The following is a 24,716-nucleotide window of genomic DNA, read 5'->3' as shown; positions in this document are numbered from 1 at the left end:
GGGCCGGACGAAACCGCGGCAGGCGTCAGCTGACGACGGTGACCTCGCCGATTCCGAGCGCCCGCACGTCGTCGGCGATCACGGCGGCGTCGCCGACCAGGACGGTGACCAGACGGTCCGGCGGGAAGGCCGCGACGACCGCCTCGGTGGCGGCGGCGGTGGGCAGTTCGGCGAGCTGCCGGTAGACCTCGGCCTGGTAGTCGTCCGGCAGGTACTGCTCGACCTGGTCGGCCAGGGTGCCGGCCACCGAGCCCGCGGTCTCGTACTTCAGCGGGGCGACGCCGACCAGGAACTGCACGGCCTCGTCGCGCTCGGCGTCGGTGAGGCCCTCGGCGGCGAGGGTGCGCAGGATGGTCCAGGTGTCGGCCAGGGCGGGCGCGGTGGAGGCGGTGTCCACCGAGCCGCTGATGGCGAGCATCGCCCGCCCGCTGCCGTCGGCGGCCGAGCGCAGCGGCTGGGCGAAGGCGCGCACGCCGTAGGTGTAGCCCTTCTCCTCGCGCAGGACGCGGTCGAGGCGGGAGGTGAGGGTGCCGCCGAGGCAGTAGGTGCCGAGGGTCTGGGCGGCCCAGACCGGGTTGTGGCGGTCGGGCCCGATCCGGCCGATGAGCAGCTGGGTCTGGACGGAGCCGGGGCGGTCCACGATGACGACGCGGCCGCGGTCGTCGGCGGTGACCGGGCCGTGGGCGGACGGATCGGCGGCCGTTCCGGTCCAGGTGCCGAGGGTGCTCTCCAGCAGCGCGGGCAGGTCGACGCCGGTGAGGTCGCCGACCACCACGACGGTGCTGGTCGCGGGGCGCACGTGGGCGTCGTAGAAGGCCTTGACGGCCGTGCGGTCGATCGACTTCACGGTGTCGGCGGTGCCGGCGCGGGGCCGGGAGAGCCGGTCGGCGGCGTCGAAGAGCTCGGCGTACAGGGCCTTGGCGGCGCGCCGGGCGGGGTTGGCCTGCTCGTGGACGATCTCGTCCAGGCGGTTGGCGACCAGGCGCTCGATCTCCGCCTCGGGCAGGGCCGGGGCGCGCAGGGCGTCGGCGAGCAGGGACAGGCCGCGCTGGAGCCGGGAGGCGGGGACCTCCAGGGAGATCCGGGTGCACGGGTGGTCGGCGTGGGCGTCGAGGGTGGCGCCGGCGCGCTCCAGTTCGGCGGCGAACTCCTCGGCGCTGAGGGTGTCGGTGCCCTCGCTGAAGGCGCGGGCGAGGATGCCGGCGATGCCGTCGAGGCCCTCGGGCTCGACGGCGAGCGGGACGTCGAGCAGGACCTCGACGGCCACCAGCTGCTGGCCGGGCCGGTGGCAGTGCAGGACGGTGATGCCGTTGCCGAGGGCGGCCCGCTCGGGGGCGGGGAAGTCCCAGGGGCTGGGCGTGCCCGGCTGGGGCTGCGGGTGGAAGGTCATGGCGGGGACGTAGTCGGTGCTCATACGGCGGCACCCTCCTCTTCGGAAGCGGCGTCGGAGTCGGCGTCGGTCTCGGCGGCGGTCGGCTCGTAGACGAGGACGGCCCGGTTGTCGGGGTGGAGGCGGGCCTTGGCGACGGCCTGGACCTCCTCGGCGGTGACGTCGAGGACCTTGGGGAGGGCGTCGTTGAGCAGCTTGGGGTCGCCGAACAGGACGGCGTAGCGGCACAGTTCGTCGGCGCGGCCGGCGACGGTGGTGAGCCGGTCGAGCCACTCGCGCTCGATCTGGGCCTGGGCGCGCTCGAGTTCCTCGGCCGTGGGGCCCTCGGCGGCGAAGCGGGCGAGCTCCTCGTCGACGGCGGTGCCGATCTGCTCGATCGTGGCGTCGCCGGAGGTCTTGACGTCGAGCCAGCCGAGGCTGGGGGCGCCGGCCAGCCGCAGCAGGCCGAAGCCGGCGGCGACGGCGGTGCGGTCGCGGCGGACCAGCCGGTTGTAGAGGCGGCTGGACTCGCCGCTGCCGAGGACGGTGAGGGCGAGGTCGGCGGCGTCGGCCTCGCGGGTGCCGTCGTGCGGGAGGCGGTAGGCGGCCATCAGGGCGCGGGACGGGACGTCCTCGTGGATCTCCTCGCGGATCTCGCGGCCGATGGTCTCGGGGAGTTCGCCCGAGCGCGGGGGCTGCTTGCCGTCGTGCGCGGGGATGGAGCCGAAGTACTTCTCGACCCAGGCGACGGTCTGCTCGGGATCGATGTCGCCGACGACGGAGAGGACGGCGTTGTTGGGCGCGTAGTACGTCCGGAAGAACGTGCGGGCGTCCTCCAGGGTGGCCGCGTCAAGGTCGGCCATGGAGCCGATCGGGGTGTGGTGGTACGGGTGGCCGTCGGGGAAGGAGAGTGCGGTGAGCTTCTCGAAGGCGGTGCCGTACGGGACGTTGTCGTAGCGCTGGCGGCGCTCGTTCTTGACGACGTCGCGCTGGTTCTCCATGGACGTCTCGTCGAGCGCGGCGAGCAGCGAGCCCATCCGGTCGGCCTCCAGCCAGAGGGCGAGCTCCAGCTGGTGGGCGGGCATGGTCTCGAAGTAGTTGGTGCGCTCGAAGCTGGTGGTGCCGTTGAGCGAGCCGCCGGCGCCCTGGACGAGCTCGAAGTGCCCGTTGTTGGAGACGTTGGCGGAGCCCTGGAACATCAGGTGCTCGAAGAGGTGGGCGAGGCCGGTGCGGCCCTTGACCTCGTGGCGGGAGCCCACGTCGTACCAGAGGCAGACGGCGGCGACCGGGGTGAGGTGGTCCTCGGAGAGGACGACGCGCAGGCCGTTGGCCAGGCGGTGCTCGGTGATGGCGATGCCTCGGCTGGAGGCGGGGGCCGGGTTGGCCATGCGCTCGGGTCCTTCCCGTCGTCGATGTCGGGGTTCGTGTGGCGTCCCCCATTGTGGTGCAACGTGCGGGAACCGTGTTCGTGTCCGCGCTGACGGGGCCGTTCGCCAGGGGCGGAAGAGGGCCGCTGACCGGGAGTGTCGGCCCGAGGGTCCACAATGGGGGCGCCGCGCCCTGTCGACGGCGCCCGGTTGACGGGTCCGGTGGCAGGAGGGTGCGGAGACGACCGACGACCGACCCCGGCGTTCGGTGACCGACCGACGACCGACCGAGACACAGCCAGCGACACGTAAGGGAGCCCCGCCGCGATGGCCCGCCGCAGTTCGCAGACCCCGCCGCCCGGAGACTTCGAGGAGCGGATCCTCGACGTCGACGTCGTGGACGAGATGCAGGGCTCCTTCCTGGAGTACGCCTACTCGGTGATCTACTCGCGTGCGCTGCCCGACGCACGGGACGGCCTGAAGCCGGTGCACCGCCGGATCCTGTACCAGGCCAACGAGATGGGCCTGCGCCCGGACCGCGCGCACGTGAAGTGCGCCCGTGTGGTGGGCGAGGTGATGGGCCGGCTGCACCCGCACAGCGACGCGTCGATCTACGACTCCGTGGTGCGCATGGCGCAGCCGTTCTCGATGCGGCTGCCGCTGATCGACGGGCACGGCAACTTCGGTTCGCTGGGCAACGACGACCCGCCGGCCGCGATGCGCTACACCGAGTCGCGGCTGACGGCCGCCTCGATGGCGATGGTGGAGTCGATCCACGAGGACACCGTCGACTTCGGCCCGAACTACGACGGCAGCGAGCAGGAGCCGCTGGCGCTGCCGGCCGCGTTCCCGAACCTGCTGGTGAACGGCGCGACGGGCATCGCGGTGGGCATGGCGACGAACATGCCGCCGCACAACCTGTCCGAGGTGGTGGCCGCGGCCCGGCACCTGATCAAGCACCCGAACGCGGACCTGGACACGCTGATGCGGTTCGTGCCCGGTCCGGACCTGCCGACCGGCGGGCGGATCGTGGGCCTGTCGGGCATCCGGGACGCGTACGAGTCGGGCCGCGGCACGTTCAAGATCCGGGCGACGACGACGGTGGAGGCGGTGACGGCCCGCCGCAAGGGCATCGTGGTCACCGAGCTGCCGTACAACGTCGGCCCGGAGAAGGTCATCTCGAAGATCAAGGACCTGGTCAACGCGAAGAAGCTCCAGGGCATCGCGGACGTCAAGGACCTGACCGACCGCGAGCACGGGCTGCGGCTGGTCATCGAGGTGAAGAACGGCTTCGTGCCGGAGGCGCTGCTGGAGCAGCTCTACAAGCTGACGCCGATGGAGGAGACCTTCGGCATCAACAACGTCGCGCTGGTCGACGGGCAGCCGCTGACGCTGGGGCTGAAGGAGCTGCTGGAGGTCTACGTCGACCACCGCTTCACCGTGGTGCGCCGGCGCAGCGACTTCCGCCGCCGCAAGCGTGAGGAGCGGCTGCACCTGGTCGAGGGCCTGCTGGTGGCCCTGCTCGACATCGACGAGGTCATCGCGATCATCCGGTCGAGCGACAACGCCCAGCAGGCGAAGGAGCGCCTGATGGAGCGCTTCTCGCTGTCGGAGACGCAGACCGCGTACATCCTGGACACCCCGCTGCGGCGGCTGACCCGCTTCGACCGGGTGGAGCTGGAGCAGGAGAAGGCGAAGCTGACCGCGGAGATCGCGGACCTGACCGAGATCCTGGAGTCGGACACCAAGCTGCGCAGCGTGGTGTCGTCCGAACTGGGCGCGGTGTCGAAGCAGTTCGGCACGGAGCGGCGCACGGTGCTGCTGGAGGCGGGGGCGGTGCCGTCGGCGGCGCTGGCCGTGCCGCTGGAGGTGGCGGACGACCCGTGCCGGGTGCTGCTGTCCTCGACGGGCCTGCTCGCGCGGACGGCGGACGGGGAGCCGTTCGAGGTGTCGGAGAAGCGGGCGAAGCACGATGTGATCGTGTCGGCGGTGCACGCGACGGCGCGGGCGGACGTGGGCGTGGTGACGTCCGCGGGCCGGGTGCTGCGGCTGCCGGTGATCGACCTGCCGGCGCTGCCGCCGACGCCGTCGCCGACGCTGGCGGGCGGGGCCGCGGTGGGCGAGTTCCTGCGGCTGGAGGCCGGGGAACGGGTGCTGGCGCTGACCACGCTGGACGAGTCCTCGCCGGGGCTGGCGCTGGGCACGCTGCAGGGTGTAGTGAAGCGGGTGGTGCCGGAGTGGCCGGCGAACAAGGACGAGTTCGAGGTGATCGCCCTCAAGGAGGGTGACGAGCTGGTGGGCGCGGTCGAGCTGCGCACCGGCGAGGAGGACCTGGTCTTCGTCGCCTCGGACGCCCAGCTGCTGCGCTACCCGGCGGGCCAGGTGCGTCCGCAGGGCCGCCCGGCGGGCGGCATGGCGGGCATCAAGCTGTCGGACGGCGCGCGGGTGCTGTCCTTCACGGCGGTGGACCCGGCGGCGGACGCGGTGGTGGTCTCGGTGGCCACCGCTTCGGGCACGCTGTCCGGCGGCGAGCAGACGAGCTGGAAGGTCACCCCGTTCGAGCAGTACCCGCGCAAGGGCCGCGCCACCGGCGGTGTGCGCTGCCAGCGCTTCCTGCGCGGCGAGGACGGCCTGACCTTCGCCTGGGCCGGCGCCGCCCCGGCCCGCGCCGCCACCGCCAAGGGCGCCCCGGTCGACCTGCCCGAGCGCGACCCGCGCCGCGACGGCTCCGGCACCCCGGTCACCACCCCGATCGCGGTGGTCGCCGGCCCGGCGTAACGGCTCCCGCACGAGCGGAGGGGCACCGGAACCATCCGGTGCCCCTCCGCTTTTTCGTGCCCGTCCGACCGGGAACCCGGAAGGGTGATCTCCAATTCCCGGTCATGGCCGGAACTTTGCCCATTCATGGGCTAGGTTCACCGAACAGGTGCTCCATATCGCATCACGCGCCTTGGGGGGACGGGGAGTTGGCCGAGGAGTTCAAGATCGACATGGGCAGGATGAGGACGGTGTCCAAACAACTCGACGAGTGCGGCAACCGCATGGGGGCGGTCGCCTTGCACGCCGAGTCGAGCCGCTCGGTGCCCAGCTGTTTGCCCTTTCCGAGGTTCTCAAGGCTCTTGGCACCTTGGCTCTGATCACGGCCGTGGTGCTCCTCTCCCTCGGACAGGATCCCTCCGGCGCCGAGCGCGCCCAGCAGCTCCGGTCCGCCGCCATCGGGCTGACGGCAGTCAGCGTGTGCGCGGCCCTGCCGGCGCTGAGGGCGTACTCGACCTGGCGCCGCTCCGGCTTGCGCGATCACGCCGCGGCCTACCTCGACCTGCTCGTCGAGGCCCGCGCGTACGGCGTCCCGGTCCCCGTCCCGCCGGCCTGGCTGGACGTCCGCAACCGGATCCGCAAGCCCTCATGACCTCCGGGGAAGGCCCGATGCCCGGCATACCGACAGTCCACCGTCCCGCCGAGGACGCGCGGCTCCAGATCCGCTTCATCGTCCCGCCCGCCTTCCACGAGATCCCGGTGCTCGGCACCGACGACCAGGTGGCCGAGGAACTCTGGGAGCTGGTCTGCGAGGTGCTGGCCTCCCAGCCCGACGAGGTGCGGGTGCGCTGGGCCGTGGCACTGGCCGAGCTGATCCCGCCGATGGCCGAGGCCGGGGTGATCCACGCCGGGATGTGCCTGGTGGACGTGGACGGCCGACCGAGCACGGCATCGATCGTGGCTTCGGTGTGCCCGCTGGTCGGGACCGACTACGCGGGCGCGGTGGACTTCCTGCTCACCCGCCTGGCCCGGTCCCGTCCGGAGGCGGAGGTGACGGAGATCGAGCTGCCGGCCGGGCGCGCGGTGGCGGTGATCGACGCCGTGGCGACTCCGCTCGACGACGGGTCGACTTCGCTCGACGACGGGTCGACTCCGCTCGACGGCACGGCGGTCCCGCTCCTCGACGGCGTGCTGACCACCTCGGTGATCCAGGTGCACCTGCCGCTGCCGAACGAGTCCCAGCTGCTCTCGCTGGAGCTGAGCACCCCGTGTCCCGAGGACTGGGTGCTGTACTCGGAGCTGTTCGCGGACGTCGTCCGCAGCATCCACCTGGAGTTCGCGGACCTCCCGACCGCCTCCGAGCCGCTGTACGACTCGGTGGACGAGGAGGTGGCACAGCGCGTGAAGGCCGCGTTCGGGTGATCAGGTGAGGGTAGCCTTGCCGGGGTGAGCACCTGTGCGACCGTGTCGCGTGAACTTTCGGAGCCGCTGGCCGCGACGGCGGCGGTGGCGACCACCTGGCTGCTGGTGGAGCAGAACGGGCCGTGGGGCGCGAAGGCGCTGGGCGAGAGCCACCTGGACGCGGCGGTCGGGCGGGCGCTGGAGGCGGCCGCGGCCGGGACGGGCGTGCGAGTGGCGCTGATCCGCCGGCCCGGGCGGCACGCCGACTGCCTGCCGACGGCGCGGCACGAGGTGATCGTGGCCCACACGGTGCCGGGCCGCGGCTGGGTGCGCCGGGCCGGGGTGGCGGATCCGGCGGAGCTGCTGGAGCTGGACTTCGCGGCGCTGGGGGCAGGCAACCACACGGGCTTCGGCACGGCGCACGTCGGCGGCCCGGTGGCCCTGGTGTGCACCAACGGGCGGCGGGACCGCTGCTGCGCACTGCTGGGCCGTCCGCTCGCGGCGGAGCTGGCCGCGGCCGGGCACAGCGAGGTGTGGGAGGTCACCCACCTGGGCGGGCACCGCTTCTCCCCCACCGTGCTGGTGCTGCCGTACGGCTACGCGTACGGGCGGCTGACGCCGGAGACCGCCAAGGAGGTGCTGGCGGCGACGGCGGCCGGGCACATGGTGCCGGAGTGGTCGCGGGGCTGCTCGGGCTGGGAGCGTCCGGGCCAGGCGGCCGAGCACGCGGTGCGGCTGGCCACCGGCGAGACCGGGGTGGACGTGCTGACGCTCACCCAGCGGCCGGACGGCGAGGGCCGCTGGCTGGTGACGGTGCTGCACCGGGACGGCCGGTCCTGGGAGGTGGACGTGATCGAGGCGGTGAGCGAGCCGGCGCGTCCGGAGAGCTGCGGCAAGGCGGCGGGGACACCCTCGCGGATGGACGTGCTGTCGGTCCGGGGCCGGTGAGAAGCGGCCCCGCGCCCGTGGGGGTGGGCGCGGGACCGCTGCCCGCAGGACCGCTGCCGTCCAGGGCTCGGCCGCCGAGGACTCAGCCCGCGGCCTTGGCGACGAACTCCGTGGTGTACGTCTTCGACAGGTCGATCGACCCCTCCTTGCCCTTCACGTCCGGGTGGAACGCGGCGAGCACCGAGAGCACCGTCTTCGGCCCGTCGGCCGGCATCACGCCGTCCGTGGTGAACATCGGCAGCGTCGCCTTGATCGCCGCCGCGTACTGCTCGGCGCCGCCCTGCGCGTAGTCCGCGGGCATCTTCGCGGCGATCTCCTCGGGGCTGTGGGTGGACATCCACGTGAGGGTCTTCACGAAGGCGTTGGCGAGCTTCTGGGTGGTGTCCCTGTTCTTCTCCACCCAGTCGGTGTTCATGTACAGCGACGAGGACGGGTACAGCCCGCCGAGCGCCTCGCGCGAGCCTTCGGGGGTGCGCATGTCGTACAGGATCTTGCCGAGGCCCTTGTCCAGGATGGCGGCGACGGTCGGGTCCGTGGTCATCCCGGCGTCGATGCTGCCCTGCTGGAGCGCGGCGATGAAGGTCTGGCCGGCACCGACCGCGATCGGGCTGAACTCGCTGACGGCGGTGCCGTTCTTGACCGCGAGGTACTTGGTGAGGAAGTCGGTCGAGGAGCCGATGCTGGTGACGCCGAGCTTCTTCCCCTTGAAGTCGGCACCGGACCTGACGGCGTCGGCCTGCTTGACGGAGACCACCTCGACCTCGCCGGGCGCCTGGGCGAACTGCACCACGGACTCGACCTTCTTGCCCTTGGCCTGGAGGTCGATGGTGTGGTCGTAGAAGCCGACCGCGCCCTGGACGTCCCCGGCGAGCAGCGCGGTGGTGGCGTTGACGCCGGCGGGCTCGGTCATCAGTTCGACGTTGACGCCGGCCTCGGCGAAGTAGCCGAGCCGCTGGGTGAGCATCGCGGGCAGGTAGATGACCTTGTCCAGGCCACCGACCATGATCTTGACCTTGGGCCCGTCGACCTGCTGCCCGGCGGGGGCGGCGACCGCGCCGTGGCCGGCGGTGGCGGCGTCGTTGGCGCAGGCGGAGAGCGGGAGGAGCAGGACGGCGGCGAGGGCGGCGGCAGCGGATCTGCGCATGGGTGGTGCCTCTCTCTTCTTACGGCAGGGGGGAGTCGGCGGCTCTGACGGCGGCGCGGGGGTCAGCGCCCGTCGCCCGCGTCGGCGGGCTTCCAGCGGAACAGCTTCTTCTCGGCGAAGGTCAGCAGCCCCTCGGTGAGCAGTGCGACGACGGCGAGGATGGTCATGGCCGCGTACACGCCGGCCGCGTTGAAGGTGCCCTGGGCGGCCGCGACGAGCAGGCCGAGGCCCTTGGTGGCGCCGATGTACTCGCCGACGATGGCGCCGATCAGCGCGAAGCCGAAGCTGACGTGCAGGCTGGTGAAGATCCAGGTGGTGGCGGCGGGGATGACCACCTGGAGGGTGACCTTGCGGTTGTCGGCGCCCAGGATGCGGGCGTTGGCGACGAGGTTGCGGTCCACCTCGCGGGCGCCCTGGAAGGCGTTGAAGAACACCGGGAAGAACACCAGCACCACCGCGGAGGCGACCTTGGAGGCCGGTCCCAGACCGAACCAGATCAGGAAGATCGGCGCGAGCACGATCCGCGGGATGGCGTTGAGCACCTTGATGTACGGCCCGAACACGTCGGCCAGGAAACGGATCCGGCCGAGCGCGATGCCCAGCAGCACACCGCCGACGACGCCGATCACCCAGCCGGTGAGGGCCTCGTAGAGGGTGTAGCCGATCTGTTCGCCGAGCGAGCCCTGCGCGGTGCCGTGGGTGATCCACTGCCAGATCTGGTCCCAGATCTTCGACGGCTGGGAGAAGTTGAACGGGTCGATGACGTCCGTACGGGCGCAGACCTCCCACAGCCCGAGGAAGGCGAGCAGCACCGCGACCCGGGCACCGTAGACGCCCAACCTCCGGTTGCGGGCGGCCCGTTCGCGCGCCTCGGTTCTCGTCGTGACGGCCGGGGGCTTGCCGGCGACGCCCGGCGCGGACTCGGGCACGGACGCGGACGTGGTCTCAAGCGGCACGACCCGCTCCTCTCTCCCGGGTGATGCGGACCTCTTCGCCGAGCGAGGCCCAGATCTCGCGGTACAGCTCGACGAACCTCGGTTCCAGCCGGACGGCCTCCACGGTGCGCGGGCGCGGCAGGTCGACGGTGAAGACCTCCTTGACGGTGGCCGGTCCGGCCGTCATGACGACGACCCGGTCGGCGAGCGCGATGGCCTCGTCCAGGTCGTGGGTGACGAACACCACCGACGAGCCGGTCCCCGCCCACAGCTCCAGCAGCTGGTCCGACATCAGGGCCCGGGTCTGCACGTCCAGCGCCGAGAACGGCTCGTCCATCAGCAGGATCGCCGGGTCGTTGACGAAGGTCTGGGCGAGCGCGACGCGCTTGCGCATGCCGCCGGACAGCTGGTGCGGGTAGCGGTCCTCGAAGGCGGCCAGGCCGACCCGGCCGAGCCAGTCCCGGGCCCGCTCCCTGGCCTCGGCGGCGGGCACGCCGCGGAAGCGCGGGCCCGCCATCACGTTGGACAGGACGGTGCGCCACGGGAAGACGGCGTCCTGCTGGAAGACGAACCCGACCTTGGGGTCGATCCCGCGCACGGGCTCGCCGTACACCCGGACCTCGCCCTCGGTGGGCTCCTCCAGACCGCTGACCAGGGTCAGCGTGGTGGACTTGCCGCAGCCGGTGGGGCCGACGACGGCGACGAACTCGCCCTGGGCGACGATCAGATCGAGATCGCGGACCGCGGTGTGCAGCGCCCCGGAGGGGGTGCGGAACCGTTTGGTCGCGCCGGTCAGCTCGATCGCCGGGGTGCTCATGCCCCACCTCGCTTCGCTCGGCCGGTGCTTCGCACGAGTGGCACCTCTCGACGGTTCACTCTCCCCCAGCCTCCGGCCGGGGGTACCCCCACTGCTCGCTCACGCATTCGATCCTCCAGGGTCCGTGTGGCTGCCCCGGAAAGGTAGGAGTGGGCCCGGCCCCGGCGGGAGCCTTCTTCGCGTAGTGCGACTTCTGCGCATAGGGGGTGTTCTGCTCGTTTTGCTTCCGCTACAACTGCGGGGACGCGGCTGACAGAAGCACCCCGGAAACATAGGGTGTCCCGACCCCACCCGCAGGCGCCCCGACCGCCCCGAGGACGCCCGATCCCCCGCAGCCGCCGAGAGGAGGCCCGGATGAAGCTCTCCCGTCGGCCCCGCCGGGTCTTCGCCCAGCTGCTGCTGAGCCAGACCGTCGTCACCGTCGGTGTCACCGCCGTGACCGCCGGGCTGTTCCTGGCCCCGGTCAGCAGCGAGCTGGACCACGACGCGATGCAGCGGGCGCTGTCGATCGCCCAGGCCACCGCCACCGACGAGAGCATCGCCCGGGCCGCCGCCGACCGCGACGTGGTGGCCGCGCAGCAAAACGCCGAGCAGATCCGGCTGGCCACCGGCGCCAGCTTCGTCGTGGTCACCGACCTGGACGGCATCCGGCTCTCGCACACCGACCCGGGCCGGATCGGCCAGCGGGTCAGCACCGACCCGGAGCCCGCGCTCAGCGGCCGCAGCGTCACCGCCATCCAGGAGGGCACCCTGGGCCGCACCGCCCGCGGCAAGGTGCCGCTGCGGACGGCGGACGGCCGGATCGTCGGCGAGGTCTCGGTCGGCATCAGCGACGACTCGATCCGCCGCCGGCTGCTGAAGATGCTCACCGGCATCCTGCTGTGCGCGGGCGCCGGGCTGGCCGCCGGGACGCTCGCCACCCTCCTCATGGCCCGCCGCCTCAAGCGCCGCACCCACAACATCGCGCTGGCCGACATCTCGGCGCTGCTGGAGGAACGGGAGGCGATGCTGCACGGCATCCGCGAGGGCATGGTGGCGCTGGACGAGCGCGGCCGGATCCGGCTGGCCAACGACGAGGCCCTCCGGCTGCTCGGCCTGCCCGAGGACTGCACCGGCCGCCCGATCGGCGCGGTGCTGCCGCCGGGCCGGCTGGCGGACGTACTCGCCGGGCGGATCGCGGGCGCCGACCTGCCCGCCGTACGGGACGACCGGGTGCTGGTGGTGAACCGGATGGCCACGCCCGAGGGCGGCGCGGTGGTGACCCTGCGGGACCGCACCGAGCTGGAGTCGCTGGTCCGCGAACTGGACACCACCCGCAGCCTCACCGAGGCGCTGCGGGCCCAGGACCACGAGCACGCCAACCGGATGCACACCCTGCTGGGCCTGCTGGAGCTGGGCCGTCACGAGCACGCGGTCGCGTTCATCTCGGAGCAGTCCGGCTCGCACGCCGTGGTCGCCGCGCAGATCGCCGAGCAGGTGCAGGACCCGCACGTGGCGGCGCTGCTGGCGGGCAAGGCCTCGGTGGCGGGCGAGCGCGGGGTCCGGCTGGCGCTGGCCCCGGCGGCGCACCTGCCGGACGCGGTGGTGGACGCCCGGGCGCTGGTGACGGTGCTCGGCAACCTGATCGACAACGCGGTGGACGCGCTGGCCGCGGGCGGCGGGGGCCGAGTGGAGGTGAGCCTGGCGGCGGCCGGCCCGACCCTGCTGCTGCAGGTCACGGACAGCGGCCCGGGCGTGCCGGAGGAACTGCGCGAACAGGTCTTCGAGGAGGGGTGGACCAGCAAGGACGCGCCCGCGCACCGTCCGCGCGGGCTGGGGCTGGCGATGGTGCGGCGGCTGGTCGAGCGGACCGGCGGCCGGATCGTGCTCGACACGGGGCCGCTCGGCGGTGCCCGGTTCACCGTCGAGCTGCCCGAGGCCCTGCTCACCACTCAGCTCGCGGAGGCGTGATGATCGACGTACTCGTGGTGGACGACGACTTCCGGGTCGCGGACGTGCACGCCGCGTACGTGGCCAAGGTCCCGGGCTTCCGGGTGACCGGCACCGCGCACTCGGCCGGGGAGGCGCTGGCCGCCCTGGAGCGCCGCCCGGTGGACCTGCTGCTGCTCGACCACCACCTGCCCGACGAGACCGGCCTGGCCCTGGTCCGCCGGCTGCGGGAACGCCAGGTGGCCTGCGACGTGATGATGGTGACGGCCGCCCGGGACGTCTCGACGGTGCACGCCGCGATGCAGCACGGCGCGCTCCAGTACCTGGTCAAGCCGTTCACCTTCGCCGGGCTGCGGGAGAAGCTGGTGGCGTACGCGCAACTGCGGCACGCGCTCGCCGCACCGGCCCGGGAGGCCGGCCAGGACGAGGTGGACCGGCTGTTCGCGACCCTTCGCAGCGCCGCCGCCCCGGCCGGGACGCTCCCCAAGGGCCACTCCGCGCCCACCACCGACCTGGTGATGGGCGTGTTGCGCCGGGCCGGCCGGCCGCTGTCCGCCCAGGAGGTCGCCGACGCCACCGGACTGAGCCGCTCCACCGCGCAGCGCTACCTCAAGCAGCTGGAGCGGGACAGCCGGCTGCGGCTGACCCTGCGGTACGGCGACACCGGCCGCCCCGAGCACCGCTACGGACTGTCGGCCCGGGCGTAGCCGCGCGCCGCCGGCCAGTGGCCGGACACGGGGGAACCCCGGCGGCCCCAGGCCCGCCGGGGTTCCCCGGGCGCGACGGCTCAGGCCGCGCCCGCACCGGTGAGGGAACGCACCTCCAGCTCGGCGAACCGGTCCGGATCGGTGGGCTCGGCCGAGGTGACCGTCCCGACCCAGCCCGCCAGGAAGCCGAGCGGGATGGAGACGATGCCCGGGTTCTCCAGCGGGAACCAGTGGAAGTCGAGGCCGGGGAAGAGCGCCTCGGCGGAGCCGGACACCACCGGCGAGAAGAACACCAGCACGATCGCCGGGATCAGCCCGCCGTACACCGCCCAGACCGCGCCACGGACGGTGAACCGCGACCAGAACAGGCTGTACAGCAGCACCGGCAGGTTGGAGGAGGCGGCGACGGCGAAGGCCAGGCCGACCAGGAAGGCGACGTTCAGGTGCTGGGCGAAGAGGCTGATCACGATCGCCGTCGCCCCGATCCCGGCAGCGGCGATCCGGGCGACCACCACCTCCTGCTGCTCGCTGACCTCGGACGTCGACTCCTCCGACCGGGAGGCCGGGACGGCCTCGCCCCGACGGCGCCGACCGCGGCCCTGCTTCGTCTGCTCGTGCCCGGGCCGGGCGCGCCAGGCGCCGGCCCAGATGTCGTGGGCGAAGGCCGCCGAGGAGGCCAGCGTCAGCCCGGCGACCACGGCGAGGATGGTCGCGAAGGCGATCGCCGAGATCAGTGCGAACAGCACCACCCCGCCGGTGCTGCCGTTGCCGCCGCCGAGCATCAGGGCGAGCAGCGGAACGGCGGTGTTCCCGGCCGAGTTGGCGTGCCGCACCTCGGCCGAGCCGATCAGCGCGGTGGCGCCGAGGCCGAGCACGATGGCCATCAGGTAGAAGCTGCCGACCAGGCCGATCGCCCACATCGTGGAGCGGCGGGCGGCCCGCGCGGTGGGCACGGTGTAGAAGCGCGACAGGATGTGCGGCAGGCCGGCGGTGCCGAGCACCAGGCCGAGGCCGAGGCTGACGAAGTCCAGCCGGCTGGTGATGCTGCCGCCGTACTTGAGCCCGGGCTCCAGGTAGCGGTGCCCGGCACCGCTGTGCTGGGCGGCCTGGCGCATCAGCTCGCCGAGGTCCCCGTGGAAGCGGACCACCAGCAGCACGGTGAGCAGCACCGAACCGCCGGTCAGCAGGAAGGCCTTGATGATCTGGATCCAGGTGGTGGCCCGCATCCCGCCGACGGTGACGTAGACGATCATCAGGGCGCCGACCGCGATGATGGTCCAGGTGCGGGCGTGCGGGCTGCCGGTGCCGAGCAGCAGGGCGACCAGCGAACCGGCGCCGACCATCTGCGCGACCAGGTAGAGCAGGGTGACCACGACGCTGGCGCCGCCGGCCGCGGCGCGCACCTTGCGGCGGCGCAGCCGCAGCGCGAGCACGTCGGCGAGGGTGTACCGGCCGGCGTTGCGGACGAGTTCGGCGACCAGCATCAGCACCACCAGCCAGGCGACCAGGAAGCCGATGCTGTAGAGCACGCCGTCGTATCCGTACAGCGCGATCAGCCCGGCGACGCCCAGGAAGGAGGCGGCGGAGAGGTAGTCGCCGGAGAGCGCGAAGCCGTTCTGCAGCGGGGTGAAGTCGCGGCCGCCGGCGAAGAAGTCCTCGGCGGCGTTGCCCTGGCGGCCGACCCAGAGGGTGACCCCGAGGGTGACCAGGACGACGACGGCGAACAGCGCGATGGCGAGCGAGTGGTGGTCGCCGGCGGGGGCGACGGGCGGCGGGGTGGCGGTCGTCACCACGGTCTGCACCGCGGCCTTCGCCACGTCGGTGGGCAGAGTGAGCATCAGGGTCGTCATCGCAGTTGGTCCTGGGTGTCCCAGCGCAGACCCAGGGCGGCGCGGTCGCGCTTGGTCCGGGAGTTGCGGGCGTAGAGCCAGGTGAGCAGGAAGGTCGAGGCGAACTGCAGCAGCCCAAGCAGCCAGGCCACGTTGAGCGGACCGGCCACCGTCCTGCGCATCAGGTCGGGGGCACCGGCCTGGGCGGCGACGAACAGCAGGTACCAGGCGAGGAAGGCGCCGGTGATCGGGAAGACGAAGGTCCGGTAGCTGCGCCGGATCTGACGGAACGTCGCGCTCGCCTGGACCGCCCGGTAGACCTCGGTGCGGTCGGCGACCGGCTCCTCCTCCGGTGGCGCGTCCGGTGCGGCCGGGGCCTCGGGGTCGGCTGGGGTGGTCTGGGCGAACGGCTCGACGGCGGCCCCGTGGACCGGTTCGCCGACGGCCACTGGCCCGACGACGGCCTCTGTCGACCGGTCCGTACGGGCGTGGTCCGTACGGGCGGGGCCCGACTGCGCCGGTACCGCCGTTCGGCGGTGCGCAACCGATGGCTCGGCGGACTCAACGGGGATGCCGGCGGCCGGAGCGGCCCACCAGTCGAATTGCTGTCCCGGACCGGGACTGCTCGTCTGCTGCTGTGGCACTGCTGCTCCTGGACGGCCGGATGTTCTGACCCGAACCATGATGGCGGGCCTACAACAGCCCCCCTGACCATCGCAGATACGTTCACTCGATGAGGTGATCGATCATCCGACAGACACTCATCGGACTACTGCTGCGTACCGGTGATTCCGTATCGGAAGGCGTACGCGACCGCCTGCGCCCGGTCCCGCACCGCGGTCTTGGCGAACAGATTGTTGATGTGGGTCTTCACGGTGGCCTGGCTGACGAACAGCCGCTGGGCGATCTCGGCGTTGGACAGCCCCTCGGCGATCAGCGCCAGCACCTCGGCCTCCCGGGCGGTCAGCCCGTCGGGCAGCTCCCCCGACCGGGCGGCGGGCCGATCGGCGGTCGGCCCGGAGCGGCCGCTCTGCTCCGAAAGCCTTTCCAGCAACCGGAGTTGGACCTGCGGGGAGAGCCCGGCGGCGCCCGATCGGACGTCCGCGACGGCCCTGGCGATCTCCTCGGCGCCGGCGTCCTTGGTGAGGTAGCCGCGCGCACCGGCCTGGAGCGCCGGGAACAGCGAGTCGTCGTCGGCGTAGGTGGTGAGCACCACGACCTCGGTCTCCGGGTGCGCCGCGCGGATCCGCCTGGTCGCCTCGACGCCGTCGCAGCGCGGCATCCGCAGATCCATCAACACCACGTCCGGGTGATGGCGCTCCACCAGGGCGACGGCCTCCTCCCCGTCCCCCGCCGCACCGACCACCTCGATGCCGGGCAGCAGCCCCAGCAGCATCACGATGCCCTCGCGCACCACCGTCTGGTCGTCCACGACCAGCACCCTGGTCACCTCCGGACCGCTCATGCGCCCACCTCGCTGCGCTCGGCAGCCGCTTCGCGAAACGCGCGCCCTCCGATGATGAGCTCGCTGCGCTCACTCATGCCGCCCACCCCGCTGCGCTCGACAGCCGCTTCGCGAAACGCGCGCCCTCCGATGATGAGCCCGCTGCGCTCACTCATGCCGCCCACCCCGCTGCGCTCACTCATTCGCCCACTCACCGCGCTCACTCATGCCGGCACCCGCAGCAACACGCGCCACCCTCCGTCCTCCGGGCCCGCCACCAGCGTGCCGCCGAGCAGTTCCGCGCGTTCGCGCATTCCCAGCAGACCGTACCCGCTGCCGCTGGCGGCCAGTGTCCCCGGCGACAGCTCACCTGCGGATTGGCCGCGCGGCGGCCGGGCGTTGCGCACCTCCAGCTCCACCGCTCCGTCCAGGTAGCGAAGTTCGACGGAGCAGCGGGCGCCGGCCGCGTGCTTGCGGACGTTGGTCACCGCCTCCTGCGCGGTGCGCCGTACCGCGAGGGCGGCCTCGGCGGCGAGCGGCCGGGGTGTTCCGACGACGGTGAGGGCGGCCCGCTCCCGCCCGGTCAGCTCGACCAGGAACTCCCCGACCGGGGTGAGCTCCCCGCGCAGCGCGGACAGCGCCTGCCGGGTCTCGACCAGCCCGTCCTGCGCCATCCGCCGAGCGGCGACGACCCGTTCGCGGATCTGCTCGCGGTCCGCCCCCGCGTCCAGCATCAGCCGGGCCGCCTCCAGGTGGACGAGCTGGGCGGAGAGGCTGTGGGCGAGCACGTCGTGGATCTCCCGGGCGATCCTGGCCCGTTCGGCGAGCGCGGCGCTCTCCGCCTCGGCGGCCCGGGCCGCCCGTTCCTGGGCGAGCAGCCGGCGGGAGGTGGCGCGTGCCTCGACGTCCAGCCGCAGCAGGTAGCCGAGCAGGGTGATCCCGCCGACGGTGGCCGCGATGCTGAGCCGGCTCGACGTGGTCACCGCCGCGTACGAGGCCAGCGCGGCCGTCGCCGTGATCAGCCCGGGCGCGAGCGGCATCCGGACCAGGGCCATCACCGCCAGGCCGTACCAGAGCACGTCGGCGAGCAGGGTCGCCTGGCCGGTGCCGGCCAGCCAGGCGGCGCCGAGCACTGCGCCGGCCAGCAGGTACGCGGGCAGCGGGCGCTGCTCCCGGGTGGCGCGCAGGAAGGCCGCACAGAGCCCGACGACGGCGGCCAGTCCGGCCGCGGCGGCCACCGCCGCCCAGCCGGCGAACCTGCCGGCGGCGAGGGTCCCCCAGACGACGGTGACCAGCAGCACGGTCCGGCCGAGCGCGGTGAGGACCCGCCGCGGCCGGCTCTCGGCCTCGCGCTCCATCCCCTCGCGGGACGGCCAGCGGGTCCAGTACCACCCGGCCACGGGTGCCTCCTCGGTGCTCACGGCGGTGGGTCGGGACGGTGGGTCGGGGCAGTACGGCGGCGGATCCGTGCAGGTCAGTGCAGTACGGCGGTGGGCGGCGCGGGCTCCAGCCTCCCGGCCCTCCAGTTCACCACGAGCGAGCGGACCAGCAGCAGGACCGCCATGCCGAGCATCAGGGAGCTGCCGGACTGGTGGACGTGCAGCGCCGTGCCGATCCCGTACAGGCCGAGCCGGACGGCGATCATCCCAATCCAGGCGGCCACCGTGGCCTTGGTCCCCTTGGCCATGACCGAGCCGGCCGGGGACCGCCAGAGCCGTACCGTCCAGCCCCAGACCGAGCCCATCCCGACCACCGTGACCAGCCCGGCGGCCAGCAGGGCTGCCGACAGCGCGGTGTGCTGACGGTCAATGATCTGCGGGTCGCGCAGCGCGAGCGCGCCCAGGACCAGCGGCAGCAGCCAGAAGCGGCGCTCGGTGTCCAGGCGCTGGGCCCGCATCTGGCGCTGGACCACCAGGACCACCACAACGGCGATCACGAGCAGGTTGGCGAGGGTGGTCATCGGACTTCTCCGTCCCGGCGAGAGGCTTGTTGCTGACCTCTCCGACGCTACGGACGCACCGCTTCCCGCTGATCGGAGCCGGGGTGGACCTCGGGTGGAACGGAAACGCCGCGTCCTCCACCCGTGGGTGGAGGACGCGGCGAACGGGAGTGCGTCAGGCGTCGATGCGCGAGCGGTCCAGGGTGGCCGCCGAGTCCACGATGAACTCCTTGCGCGGGGCGACGTCGTTGCCCATCAGCAGGTCGAAGATCTTCTCGGCCTGCTCCAGGTCGCCCAGGTTGATCCGGCGCAGCGTGCGGTGGCGCGGGTCCATGGTGGTCTCGGCCAGCTGGTCGGCGTCCATCTCGCCCAGACCCTTGTAGCGCTGCACCGGCTCCTTCCAGCGCATGTTCTTGCGCTGGAACTCCAGCAGGGTGGAGCGCAGTTCGGCGTCGGAGTAGGTGTAGTGGTACTTCTCCTGGCCGCGCTTGGGGTTGGTGAGCTCGATCCGGTGCAGCGGCGGCACGGCGGTGAACACCCGGCCCTGCTCGACCATCGGCCGCATGTAGCGGTGGAAGAGGGTGAGCAGCAGGGTGCGGATGTGCGAGCCGTCGACGTCGGCGTCGGCCATGAAGATGACCCGGCCGTAGCGGGCCTGGTCGATGTCGAAGGTGCGGCCGGAGCCGGCCCCTATCACCTGGATGATCGCGGCGCACTCGGCGTTCTTGAGCATGTCGCTCACCGAGGCCTTCTGCACGTTCAGGATCTTGCCGCGGATCGGCAGCAGCGCCTGGAACTCGGAGTTGCGGGCGAGCTTGGCGGTGCCGAGCGCGGAGTCGCCCTCGACGATGAACAGTTCGCTGCGGTCGACGTCGTCACTGCGGCAGTCGGCCAGCTTGGCGGGCAGCGAGCTGGTCTCCAGCGCGGTCTTGCGGCGCTGGGCCTCCTTGTGCTGCCGGGCGGCGACCCGGGTGCGGGCGGCCGCGACGACCTTCTCCAACACGGCCCGGGCCTGGAGCTTCTGGTCCTTCTTGGCCGACGTGAGGAAGGCCTTGAGCTCCTTCGCGACGACCGCGGCGACGATCCGGTTGGCCGCCGAGGTGCCGAGCACCTCCTTGGTCTGGCCCTCGAACTGCGGCTCGGCGAGCCGGACGGTGACCACCGCGGTGAGGCCCTCGGTGGCGTCGTCCTTGGTGATGTCGTCCTCGGCGACGCGCAGCAGCTTGCTCGCGCGCAGCGCCTCGTTGACCGTCTTGGCCAGCGAGCGCTCGAAGCCGGTGACGTGGGTGCCACCCTTGGGGGTGGCGATGATGTTGACGAAGGAGCGCAGGGTGGTGTCGTAGCCGGTGCCCCAGCGCAGCGCGATGTCCACGCCGAGGTGGCGGGTGACCTCGGTGGGGGTCATGTGGCCGAGGTCGTCCAGGACCGGCACGGTCTCCTTGAAGGTGCCCTCACCGTGCAGCCGCAGCACGTCGCAGACCGGCTTGTCGGGGGCCAGGAACTCGCAGAACTCGGCGATGCCGCCGTCGTAGTGGAAGACCGACTCCTCGACCTGCTCGCTCTCGGTGAGCCGCTCGTCACGCACCACGATGGTCAGGCCGGGGACCAGGAAGGCGGTCTGCCGGGCGCGGCTGTGCAGCGTCTCCAGGGAGAGCTTGGCGTCCTTGAGGAAGATCTGCCGGTCGGCCCAGTAGCGGATCCGGGTGCCGGTGCGGGCCTTCGGGACCTTGCGGGTCCTGGTCAGGCCGTTGCCCGGCTCGAAGGGAGCGTCCGGGCTGGTCTCGGTGAAGATGCCGGGGGTGCCGCGGCGGAAGCTGATCGCGTGGGTGTGCCCGCCGCGGTCGACCTCGACGTCGAGGCGGGCGGAGAGCGCGTTGACGACCGAGGCGCCGACGCCGTGCAGACCGCCGGAGGCCGCGTAGGAGCCGCCGCCGAACTTGCCGCCCGCGTGCAGCTTGGTCATCACGACCTCGACGCCGGACAGCCCGGTCTTGGGCTCGACGTCGACCGGGATGCCGCGCCCGTTGTCCCGGACCTCGACCGAGGAGTCGGGGTGCAGCAGGACCTCGATGCGGTCGCAGTAGCCGCCCAGCGCCTCGTCGACGGAGTTGTCGATGATCTCCCAGAGGCAGTGCATCAGACCGCGGCTGTCGGTCGAGCCGATGTACATGCCGGGGCGCTTGCGGACCGCCTCCAGGCCCTCCAGGACGAGCAGGTGCCGCGCGGTGTAGTTGGAACCGTCGTCGCCGGCCAGCAGCGCGGACGGCACGGTCGTTTCGGCACTCACGCGGCACTCTCCTCGGTGAAGTTCTGTCTCATCGGTCACATCCGGACGCATCCGGACCAAACGCCAGTGCAGCACGCCGCACCGACATCCGTCGCCCTGCGTGCCCGAGCACCTGCGCGGGGTGCACAGCACGACGGGCCGGCCCCGCGCAGCTTGTACGCGCTGCGCGAACAAGCACCGCACTCGGGTACGGGCCCGGGGGCGCCATCTCCTCCCGGTACCACCGGTCCTGGCGGATCGTGGGGCCCGGCACAGGCTCCGGAACTGCCGTTATGCAGGCTACCGGGGCCCGGGACGGGGCTTATGCTCCAACCCGGCAGAGGATTATGCTACGCGGACCTCGCACCCGATCCCGATCGGGCGTTCGAGCGATGGGCGGATCCCGGGATTCGGCACGCATGAACCACCGACGCCCGGGGCACGTCCTCATCAACACAGCAGAATCCTCAGAGAAGAAAAGCCACGAGCGGGAACGTTTTCGGCCTGGTTGGATGTTGACCCTGGTACGACAGCTCGTCGAGCTAGAGAAGAGGCGACGTGACTACTGTTCTGACCCCTGCGAGCCCGCTCACCGCGGCTGACCGCTGCGACCGCTGCGGCGCCCAGGCCTACCTGCGCGTCGTACTCGCCAGCGGCGGAGAGCTGCTCTTCTGCGCCCACCACGGCCGGAAGTTCGAGCCCGAGCTCAAGAAGATCGCCGTGGAGATACAGGACGAGAGCGGCCGTCTCACCACGACTACGGCCACGGCCGCCGACGACGACGAGCGCTGATCCCGGGCGCCAAAGCCAGCAGCCGACGTCGAGCTGTGTCCGGTCGCGCACTGTGCGCGACCGGTGAGCCGGGTGGCCGACCCCTTCGGGGGCCGGTCGCCCGGCTCTGCTGTACCCCCGGTCGCCCTCTCGGCCCGGGCCCGGCCGACGCGTCCGACGCGACGTCAGAACCCGGCGTCAGCACGTGACCGGCCACTCACCCACCGCGATGTCCGCAGCGCCGGGCACACCGCGTCCGCCGGTGTTCACAGCACCGAGCGCACCGCGTCCGCGACCGAGGACACCCTGGTGTAGACCCCCGGGTGGCCCGCCTCGGCACAGCCCGTCCCCCAGGACACCAGACCGACCAGCCGGCCCCCGACGGTCATCGGGCCGCCGCTGTCGCCCTGGCAGGCGTCCTTGCCGCCCCTCTCCTCGCCCGCGCAGACCATGCCCCGGGCGTCGAACCTGCCGTCCCGCCCGCCCGGATAGGCCTGCGCACAGGTCCGGTCCGGCACGATCGGCACGGCCACCCCGCGCAGCGTGGGCGAGTAGTCGCCCCGCCCGGTGGTGTCGCCCCAGCCGAACACCTGCGCCGTGGTCCCGGCCGCGTACGGCGCGGTCTCGCCCTGGCCGACCAGCTCGACCACCGGCCGCGCGCCCTGGGACTCGGCGAGGGTGAGCACCGCCACGTCGTTCATGTTGGCGGCGAAGGAGTAGTCGGGGTGGATCCAGACCGACCGCACCGCCACCTCGCGCCCGGCCGTGCCGCGCATGTCGTCCCGGCCGACGATCACCTTGAGACCCGACCGGTCCACCCGGCCCTTGGCCTCGTCGTAGAAGCAGTGCGCGGCCGTCACCACCTTGGTCGGGGTGACCAGCGCACCCCCGCAGAACTGGCCGGAACGGGCGCCGCCGAACTGCTGGCGACTGGACAGCGCCACGATCCACGGGTGGTCCGCGGTGCTCACCGCGGTGCCGCCGACCACCCGGCGCTGCGCCTCGGCCGGCGCAGCGGTGCCGAGGGCGACCAGCGGGACGGGCACGGCGGCGAGCAGTGCCAGCACGGCGGCCCTGCGGCGGCGGCCCACCCGCACGGCGGCCGGGTCGGCGAGGTCCCCCGGGAACGGGGCGGTCGTCGGCAGGTCAGTGCGGTCCGGCTCGGTCGGCACCGTGACTCCAGGAGGCTCGGAAGCAGGCAACCGGCACAGCGTAGGCGACCGGCTACACCATGCGACCGCTTCCCGCCGCGCCGCCACCCGGACGAGGGACAACCACCACCCGGACGCTGACGCGCCCGGGCCCGGACAGCCGCGAAGGCCCGGAGCCGTGCGGCTCCGGGCCTTCGCGTGGAACGACTGCCGCTGATCAGTCCAGGTAGTCGCGCAGCACCTGGGAGCGCGACGGGTGGCGCAGCTTCGACATGGTCTTCGACTCGATCTGGCGGATGCGCTCACGGGTGACCCCGTACACCTTGCCGATCTCGTCCAGCGTCTTCGGCTGGCCGTCGGTCAGGCCGAAACGCATCGAGACCACGCCCGCCTCGCGCTCGGACAGGGTGTCCAGAACCGAGTGGAGCTGCTCCTGGAGCAGAGTGAAGGAGACCGCGTCGGCCGGGACGACCGCCTCGGAGTCCTCGATCAGGTCACCGAACTCGCTGTCGCCGTCCTCGCCCAGCGGGGTGTGCAGCGAGATCGGCTCGCGACCGTACTTCTGGACCTCGATGACCTTCTCGGGGGTCATGTCGAGTTCCTTGGCCAGCTCCTCCGGGGTGGGCTCGCGGCCCAGGTCCTGGAGCATCTGGCGCTGGACGCGGGCCAGCTTGTTGATGACCTCGACCATGTGCACCGGGATGCGGATAGTGCGGGCCTGGTCGGCCATGGCGCGGGTGATCGCCTGACGGATCCACCAGGTGGCGTAGGTCGAGAACTTGTAGCCCTTGGTGTAGTCGAACTTCTCGACCGCACGGATCAGACCGAGGTTGCCCTCCTGGATCAGGTCCAGGAAGAGCATGCCGCGACCGGTGTAGCGCTTGGCCAGCGAGACCACCAGACGGAGGTTGGCCTCCAGCAGGTGGTTCTTGGCCCGGCGGCCGTCCTCGGCGATGATCTCCAGCTCGCGCTTGAGCTTCGGGGCGAGCTTGTCGGCAGCCGAGAGCTTGTCCTCGGCGAACAGGCCGGCCTCGATGCGCTTGGCGAGCTCGACCTCCTGCTCGGCGTTGAGCAGCGGGACCTTGCCGATCTGCTTCAGGTAGTCCTTGACCGGGTCGGCGGTGGCACCGGCGACGGCGACCTGCTGGGCCGGCGCGTCGTCCTCGTCGTCGTCGGAGAGGACGAAGCCCTCCGACTCCTCCTCCGGGCCGGTGCCCTCGGCCTCGGCCTTGTCACCGGGCAGCGCGACGTCCTCGAGCAGCTCCTCCTCGCCGAGCAGCTCCTCGTCGCCCTTGGCGGTCTTGCCGGCGGCGGTCTTCTTGGCGGCGGCCTTCTTGGCCGGCGCTGCGGTCTTCTTGGCCGCGGCCTTCTTGGCCGGGGCGGCCTTCTTCGCGGGAGCCGCCTTCAGCTCGGAGACGACGGTGGTCGCCTCCGAGGAGGTGATCTCGGCGGAGACGGTGGGGGCCGCGGCCGCAGCGGCCGCGACGGCCGGGGCCGCGACGGGGGCGCCGGGGGCGATCCGCACCGGCGGCTTGGTCGGGGCCGACGGGGCGGCCGGGGTCCGGGTGGTGACAGCCTTGGTGGCGGTGCGCTTGGTGGGGCTCTTGGCAGCAACGCTCTTGCGCTTGGCGCCGGCCGGTTCGGCCGCGCTGACCATGAGGTCCACCCCCTCCTCAATCAGCACCTGATTGAGGCTGCGCATGACGTTCTTCCACTTGGTGACCGGGATCTGGTCCGCCTCGAACGCCTGGCGCACGTCGTCACCGGCGATCTGCCCCTGGGCCTTGCCCCGCTCGATGAGCGCCAGCAGAGCAGCGGACTCGGCGATCTCGGGGGGAAGCGAACGGGATGTGCTGGCCGACACGAACAACCTCTCGGACGATGAGTGGACTCGAACCCGTACCGGCCGCCCGAGCGGGCGGGGAAGGAGATCGCGCGTCGG

21 protein-coding genes are annotated in these 24,716 nt (G+C 72.5%); 7 read left to right on the top strand and 14 right to left on the bottom strand.

Annotated features, from left to right (window positions below; all coding sequences use genetic code 11):
- Positions 1–25 precede the first annotated feature (25 nt).
- Both ACIRRH_RS32595 and ACIRRH_RS32590 read right to left on the bottom strand, forming a co-directional pair.
- Positions 26–1,390, bottom strand: coding sequence for a M16 family metallopeptidase (locus ACIRRH_RS32595; RefSeq protein ID WP_403074566.1), 1,365 nt, complete (start codon positions 1,388–1,390; stop codon positions 26–28).
- A 20-nt stretch (positions 1,391–1,410) separates the two neighbouring features.
- Positions 1,411–2,757 (bottom strand): pitrilysin family protein, encoded by a 1,347-nt coding sequence (locus tag ACIRRH_RS32590; RefSeq protein ID WP_224280232.1) that lies wholly within the window; start codon positions 2,755–2,757, stop codon positions 1,411–1,413.
- A gap of 306 nt (positions 2,758–3,063) precedes the next feature.
- Between ACIRRH_RS32590 and ACIRRH_RS32585 the strand changes: the two genes are divergently transcribed.
- The 4 genes from ACIRRH_RS32585 (at position 3,064) to ACIRRH_RS32570 (ending at position 7,842) form a co-directional block, all read left to right on the top strand.
- On the top strand, positions 3,064–5,514 hold the full coding sequence (locus ACIRRH_RS32585; RefSeq protein ID WP_403074526.1) for a DNA topoisomerase (ATP-hydrolyzing) subunit A: 2,451 nt from the start codon (positions 3,064–3,066) through the stop codon (positions 5,512–5,514).
- 349 nt (positions 5,515–5,863) lie between these two features.
- Complete coding sequence (locus ACIRRH_RS32580; RefSeq protein ID WP_403074524.1) at positions 5,864–6,145, top strand: hypothetical protein; 282 nt, start codon at positions 5,864–5,866, stop codon at positions 6,143–6,145.
- A gap of 17 nt (positions 6,146–6,162) precedes the next feature.
- Complete coding sequence (locus ACIRRH_RS32575) at positions 6,163–6,915, top strand: hypothetical protein (protein ID WP_403074522.1); 753 nt, start codon at positions 6,163–6,165, stop codon at positions 6,913–6,915.
- Between the two features lie 24 nt (positions 6,916–6,939).
- On the top strand, positions 6,940–7,842 hold the full coding sequence (locus tag ACIRRH_RS32570; RefSeq protein WP_403074520.1) for a sucrase ferredoxin: 903 nt from the start codon (positions 6,940–6,942) through the stop codon (positions 7,840–7,842).
- Between the two features lie 82 nt (positions 7,843–7,924).
- Here the strand turns inward: ACIRRH_RS32570 and ACIRRH_RS32565 are convergent, their stop codons facing one another.
- The 3 genes from ACIRRH_RS32565 to ACIRRH_RS32555 all read right to left on the bottom strand — a co-directional run bounded on the left by ACIRRH_RS32565 (position 7,925) and on the right by ACIRRH_RS32555 (position 10,738).
- Positions 7,925–8,986 carry an ABC transporter substrate-binding protein gene (locus ACIRRH_RS32565; RefSeq protein WP_224280357.1) on the bottom strand — a complete coding sequence of 354 codons (1,062 nt, stop codon included), beginning with the start codon at positions 8,984–8,986 and terminating at the stop codon, positions 7,925–7,927.
- Positions 8,987–9,048: 62 nt separating this feature from the next.
- Positions 9,049–9,942 carry an ABC transporter permease gene (locus ACIRRH_RS32560; protein ID WP_403074518.1) on the bottom strand — a complete coding sequence of 298 codons (894 nt, stop codon included), beginning with the start codon at positions 9,940–9,942 and terminating at the stop codon, positions 9,049–9,051.
- Complete coding sequence (locus tag ACIRRH_RS32555; protein WP_380770655.1) at positions 9,932–10,738, bottom strand: ABC transporter ATP-binding protein; 807 nt, start codon at positions 10,736–10,738, stop codon at positions 9,932–9,934. Before ACIRRH_RS32555 ends, ACIRRH_RS32560 begins: the two co-directional genes overlap by 11 nt.
- A gap of 354 nt (positions 10,739–11,092) precedes the next feature.
- On the opposite strand from ACIRRH_RS32555, the gene ACIRRH_RS32550 reads away from it, so the two are divergent.
- Complete coding sequence (locus ACIRRH_RS32550) at positions 11,093–12,688, top strand: ATP-binding protein (protein ID WP_403074515.1); 1,596 nt, start codon at positions 11,093–11,095, stop codon at positions 12,686–12,688.
- Positions 12,688–13,374: a response regulator gene (locus ACIRRH_RS32545; protein WP_363394017.1), complete on the top strand. Its 687-nt coding sequence runs from the start codon at positions 12,688–12,690 to the stop codon at positions 13,372–13,374. Before ACIRRH_RS32550 ends, ACIRRH_RS32545 begins: the two co-directional genes overlap by 1 nt.
- Before the next feature lie 80 nt (positions 13,375–13,454).
- Here the strand turns inward: ACIRRH_RS32545 and ACIRRH_RS32540 are convergent, their stop codons facing one another.
- The 7 genes from ACIRRH_RS32540 to ACIRRH_RS32510 all read right to left on the bottom strand — a co-directional run bounded on the left by ACIRRH_RS32540 (position 13,455) and on the right by ACIRRH_RS32510 (position 20,873).
- On the bottom strand, positions 13,455–15,224 hold the full coding sequence (locus tag ACIRRH_RS32540) for a cation acetate symporter (protein ID WP_403074513.1): 1,770 nt from the start codon (positions 15,222–15,224) through the stop codon (positions 13,455–13,457).
- Positions 15,221–15,652: a DUF485 domain-containing protein gene (locus ACIRRH_RS32535; RefSeq protein ID WP_403074511.1), complete on the bottom strand. Its 432-nt coding sequence runs from the start codon at positions 15,650–15,652 to the stop codon at positions 15,221–15,223. Before ACIRRH_RS32535 ends, ACIRRH_RS32540 begins: the two co-directional genes overlap by 4 nt.
- A 320-nt stretch (positions 15,653–15,972) precedes the next feature.
- Positions 15,973–16,668: a response regulator gene (locus ACIRRH_RS32530; protein WP_403074509.1), complete on the bottom strand. Its 696-nt coding sequence runs from the start codon at positions 16,666–16,668 to the stop codon at positions 15,973–15,975.
- A complete protein-coding gene (locus tag ACIRRH_RS32525; RefSeq protein WP_403074507.1) occupies positions 16,665–16,823 on the bottom strand; it encodes a hypothetical protein in 159 nt (52 codons plus the stop codon). Before ACIRRH_RS32525 ends, ACIRRH_RS32530 begins: the two co-directional genes overlap by 4 nt.
- 48 nt (positions 16,824–16,871) lie before the next feature.
- The gene (locus ACIRRH_RS32520; RefSeq protein ID WP_403074564.1) at positions 16,872–18,005 is read right to left on the bottom strand and encodes a sensor histidine kinase; all 1,134 of its coding nucleotides are present in this window, start codon (positions 18,003–18,005) and stop codon (positions 16,872–16,874) included.
- A gap of 116 nt (positions 18,006–18,121) precedes the next feature.
- Positions 18,122–18,607, bottom strand: coding sequence for a DUF1453 domain-containing protein (locus tag ACIRRH_RS32515; RefSeq protein WP_403074506.1), 486 nt, complete (start codon positions 18,605–18,607; stop codon positions 18,122–18,124).
- A 154-nt stretch (positions 18,608–18,761) separates the two neighbouring features.
- On the bottom strand, positions 18,762–20,873 hold the full coding sequence (locus ACIRRH_RS32510) for a type IIA DNA topoisomerase subunit B (protein WP_403074505.1): 2,112 nt from the start codon (positions 20,871–20,873) through the stop codon (positions 18,762–18,764).
- A 537-nt stretch (positions 20,874–21,410) separates the two neighbouring features.
- Here ACIRRH_RS32510 and ACIRRH_RS32505 point away from each other — a divergent pair.
- Positions 21,411–21,644 (top strand): hypothetical protein, encoded by a 234-nt coding sequence (locus ACIRRH_RS32505; RefSeq protein ID WP_403074503.1) that lies wholly within the window; start codon positions 21,411–21,413, stop codon positions 21,642–21,644.
- Between the two features lie 245 nt (positions 21,645–21,889).
- Here ACIRRH_RS32505 and ACIRRH_RS32500 read toward each other — a convergent pair whose 3' ends face one another.
- A complete protein-coding gene (locus tag ACIRRH_RS32500) occupies positions 21,890–22,720 on the bottom strand; it encodes a S1 family peptidase (protein ID WP_403074562.1) in 831 nt (276 codons plus the stop codon).
- A 271-nt stretch (positions 22,721–22,991) separates the two neighbouring features.
- Positions 22,992–24,644: an RNA polymerase sigma factor gene (locus ACIRRH_RS32495; RefSeq protein ID WP_403074501.1), complete on the bottom strand. Its 1,653-nt coding sequence runs from the start codon at positions 24,642–24,644 to the stop codon at positions 22,992–22,994.
- Between the last annotated feature and the right edge of the window lie 72 nt (positions 24,645–24,716).

Source organism: Kitasatospora sp. NPDC101235, from assembly GCF_044767505.1.
Classification (GTDB): domain Bacteria; phylum Actinomycetota; class Actinomycetes; order Streptomycetales; family Streptomycetaceae; genus Kitasatospora.
The sequence above is the reverse complement of the archived record's forward strand: the minus strand, read 5'-3'. Positions and strand labels throughout refer to the sequence as shown.